Origin of the sequence: Endozoicomonas numazuensis, assembly GCF_000722635.1 — a bacterium.
Lineage (GTDB): Bacteria > Pseudomonadota > Gammaproteobacteria > Pseudomonadales > Endozoicomonadaceae > Endozoicomonas_A > Endozoicomonas_A numazuensis.
Map to the genome: position 1 here is coordinate 1 of NZ_JOKH01000022.1, position 4029 is coordinate 4029.

General features: G+C 46.1%; 3 protein-coding genes. 1 reads left to right on the forward strand and 2 read right to left on the reverse strand.

Going from position 1 to position 4029, the window contains the following annotated elements:
* Positions 1-718 precede the first annotated feature (718 nt).
* Positions 719-2590: a hypothetical protein gene (locus tag GZ78_RS26920; protein WP_034843432.1), complete on the reverse strand. Its 1872-nt coding sequence runs from the start codon at positions 2588-2590 to the stop codon at positions 719-721.
* Between the two features lie 88 nt (positions 2591-2678).
* Entirely contained in the window at positions 2679-3122 is a 444-nt protein-coding gene (gene trxC / locus GZ78_RS26925; RefSeq protein WP_034843434.1) for a thioredoxin TrxC, read from the reverse strand.
* Positions 3123-3408: 286 nt separating this feature from the next.
* On the opposite strand from trxC, the gene GZ78_RS26930 reads away from it, so the two are divergent.
* A complete protein-coding gene (locus tag GZ78_RS26930; RefSeq protein WP_034843436.1) occupies positions 3409-3825 on the forward strand; it encodes a response regulator in 417 nt (138 codons plus the stop codon).
* Positions 3826-4029: the final 204 nt, after the last annotated feature.

A 4029-nucleotide genomic window follows, 5' to 3' on the forward strand; every position in this document is an offset into this window, starting at 1 on the left:
CTGACCGAGAATAGTGGTCAAGAATAAAATTCAGTAGAACGAGGCCATTTTTTCGATAAATTTGTGCGAATAGTGGGCCTATTCAATCAAATTTATCGGAAAAATGGGCCGTTCTTTCTGGATTTTAGGCCGACCTGCCTATTCTCGGTCAGGCTCCTGGCCATCTCTCTGATTGTTCGGAGATCCAGAGGATCATGTCATCAGTCCAGTGTTTATCCCGATGATGGAGCGTGGATAGCAACGTCAGGAAATAATCAGGTGAAGCACTGAGTGACAACTGTCTGATTAATTGTTTTTGAAGCCAGCCTTGTACCCATTGTTTGCTCTGGGGGGACAACAGTCTGACAGTGGTCAGGTTGTGTGCGAATCGTTCTGTTGAAACGTCATAATCCTGATAGCGATCCAGCAGTTCAAGAACGTAAGGAAAGTTGGATCTTGCACAGCTTAATTGCAGTAGGACTTCCCATTTTCATGCTCTGGTTAATGAGCTGTTCGTTGTTTTTTCAGGCAGGTTCCAGTGAACGTTCAGAGCAGGTCTGAACAGATTTATATGTATTGCTATTTCAAGTTTTCCGAATCTGAAGTTCATAGTGAAAGAGGCATTGAAAGACCCGGGTGTAAATAGCTGCGGGTTACACCCAGGTATCTCTGATGTTTTTTGAAAGCCTATGGGTATATATCGGTGATGAATGCAGGGGGATGAGTGTCAGAAAGCGTATTACTTTGCCAGCTGTTGGTATTTCTCGACGATTTTCTCCAGACTTTTCTTTTCTGTAGCCATGGTGTCCTGAACACTCTTGGGTACCTTGTTCATATTCATCTGGCTCATTTCATTCAATAACTGTTTAGCCTGACTATTCAAGTCTTCGAGCTGGTCGGCAGTGAGTTTTTGGCTGGTTCCACCCATTGTATCTCTCAGGCGTAACTCAGCAAATCGGTCAGTGACGGGATGGGCCGATGCTAACCAGGGCGTACAATGATTGAGGGTGTACTGAAAGCTGTTGACTCGAGCTACTCTGAATACCCCTTTACCATGAGTTTTGACCGTAATGCTTTCAAGCGGTACTTCACCAAATGGTGTGTTATTAAGGTGTACTCTGTACTGACTCTCCGTTCTGTCTTTTAGGCTACCCAGCAGTGTCGCGTAGTTTTGGTATTCCTGCTGGGAAATACCATCCAGTTGCTGATTCAACCATTGCGATACTTCAGTGCCTGAATTGGGTTCAAGGTCTTGCAGGGTCATTGGGTCCAGGTGACCGTGCTCTGATAAAGGTAACAACATCTGGCTGACCGCTGCCATCCGAACGTTTCTGCCAAGCTGGTGTTGATCAAAGAAACGATAAAAACCTGTCAGAGAATTACCCTCCTGAAAAGCGATGTCTTCCAGTCGATGGCGAAGTTCTTTCTGGGTATCTGAGGCACTGCTGTTCTTACTGAAGAATGAAGCCCCCGGCACTTCATGGTTATACCATTGCTTATCGACATTAGCTTTTTCAGAGGCACCTGTCAGTGCCATGGCTCTTACATAGCGGGTGAAGAATTTGGGCATCTGCTCTTTCCATGGTGTGTCCTTATGTCGGGTAAGACTTTTTGACATGTATTTAGCAGGCGCATCCAGAGCCGCTCGTTTTTTTCTCAGACGTTTACCTGGTAGAGAAATTTCACTGATTGGGGCGGGCGTTTCTGGCTCAATGGGATTGGGTGATGGAGACGTTGCTTTTTGTTCAGGCTTGGAAAGAGTTTTTTCCAGAGTGGGAATAACGTCTTTCTCGGTGGGTGCAACCGGAGTCTTCTGCATGCCCGGTGGCTGTGTACTTTTTGCTGCCGGAGGTACATAACCCGGTAATGAGCTGGTACGAACAGGTGGTGTTGGCGGGGCTTTTTTAACGGTTCTTCCAGAACTTTCTGACGTTAGAAGTTTCGCGCCTTCTGTCACCAGGCGTCGGTAAAAGTGTTTCTGAAGATCTTTCATTACAGCAGGATCATCTGCAAGCTTCGGATTTCCAAGTTCTTGAGCTGAATGCCTGAGGGCAGACTGTACTTCTGAAAACTCGTCATCACCTTCAACGCAAGTACTGGGTTTGAAGGAATTTATGAGTTCCCGGTATTGTGCTTGCGGGTCAGTTGCTGACGTTATTTTAGGCAGGTGATGGTCAAGCAGGTTACGAGTTGCTTTTTGTATAGAGGCGGCTTGAGGCAATGTGTTTGTTATGGGCGTTTCAGGTTGACTCACCGCTCGGCTTAAAAGCGTTTTAGCGGCCAGTGGACTTTCTGTAAGAGCCTGGCTCCTGGGTCTGTGGGGAATATTCTGCTGAATGCTTGATTGTTGTTCTGGCTTTGGAGCAGGCGGCGGTGCAGGTCTGCGAGGTTTGGTTGAAGCTTTAGTCAGCAGGTTTGACATCGGTGGCATAACTTTTATGCCCCGCTCATGGATGGATTTCCTTTTTGGGGTCATCTGGTCTTTAAAAAAGGGCATTTTGTTGACGATGTCACGCAGCGCCTGGACTCTGCCACCGTTAGAAACCCGCTTGATGCCCTCAGGTTGCACCCACTGTGGACCCTGGCCTGAGGTTTTGTCGATCAAACCCATACTGTCCCTGTATGCTGTTTTTCGTCGTTCTTTAAGAATAGTCGAAGAGAATGGTTGATCTATTTATTATCGCTGTTAGTTTTATTCGCTACGGCTTTTTTGCGGCATTCTTAATCCATTTTTTCAACTGTGTTGCAGGCAGCGCTCCGGAAGTTCTACTGGTTTCTTTCCCGTTTTTGAATGCAATCAGGGTAGGAATACTTCGAATATTCAATTGGGCTGCAATTTGCTGGTGTTTCTGGGTGTCCAGCTTGACCAGTCTGATATTCGGTTCGAGCTCACGGGCGGCTTCTGCGAATGCAGGAGCCATGGTCTTACAAGGGCCGCACCAGGGGGCCCAGAAGTCTACCACTACCGGTACATCGGTTTGGGCCAGGAAGCGTTTGAAATTACCAGAGTTGAGCTCTACCGGCTTGCCGTCAAAGAGTTTGTTTCTGCACTTGCCGCAAATGCCTCCCTCTGACAGACGTTCTTTGGGTACTCTGTTGGGTGTGCTGCATTTGGGGCATGCGATCTGAAGAGGCTGAGACATATCATTACCTGTAGAACACGGGGAGGAAAAAGCGAATTTGTACTGTATATCCATCGACTTTCAAGATGCTACGTTGTTGCCAGCGTTCGCTCACCCTGATCACCTACTATTTTTAGGCTCACAGGGCTTCGCTCACTTGTCGCCTAGTAGCATCTTGAAATCCAATGGGTATATATGGGGGTGTATTAAGACTAATCAACAGTGACTGAGTCTTGGATGTATTAATGTAATCGTTGGGTTAACCGCTAATCTGAAAGTAAGGTAATCATTTTAAGCAGGTTGAATCATGGATGCTTCCCAAATCGCTGAGTCAGGCGTACTGAATAACAAGAAGGTCTTGGTGGCTGAAGATAATCCCGCCAATCAGCTGGTGCTGAAAAAGTTACTTAAGAAAGTGAATATTGAGCCGGTGTTTGCGGGAAATGGCCAGGAAGCTCTGGACAAGTACAAGGAGAATCCGGACAACTGGGATCTGGTTCTCATGGATTGTGAAATGCCTGTTATGGATGGTTATTCTGCTACCGAAGCGATCAGACAGTTTGAGCAGGAAGCTGGAATAGAAAAGCATACCATTATCGGCCTCAGTGCCCATGCCATCGATGAGTTAAAAAATAAGGCGTTATCCAAAGGCATGGATGATTATCTAACCAAGCCTATTGATCGTGACAACCTGTTCAAAACTCTGGTCGACTATCTGGGGTGAATGAGCAAGTCAGATTTTCCCTGCATTTCAGTTCTTAATTCTATCTGTGTTAAAAATCATTTCTCTCTTTTTGAGGAGAAATGATTTTTGTGTCCATGACTCTAGGAGGCTGACCGAGAATAGTGGTCAAGAATAAAATTCAGTAGAACGAGGCCATTTTTTCGATAAATTTGTGCGAATAGTGGGCCTATTCAATCAAATTTA

Excerpts from the sequence above, each read along its gene's own strand:
- GZ78_RS26920 (WP_034843432.1), bottom strand. The coding sequence starts at position 2,590 with ATGGGTTTGATCGACAAAACCTCAGGCCAGGGTCCACAGTGGGTGCAA.
- trxC (WP_034843434.1), bottom strand. The coding sequence starts at position 3,122 with ATGTCTCAGCCTCTTCAGATCGCATGCCCCAAATGCAGCACACCCAAC.
- GZ78_RS26930 (WP_034843436.1), top strand. The coding sequence starts at position 3,409 with ATGGATGCTTCCCAAATCGCTGAGTCAGGCGTACTGAATAACAAGAAG.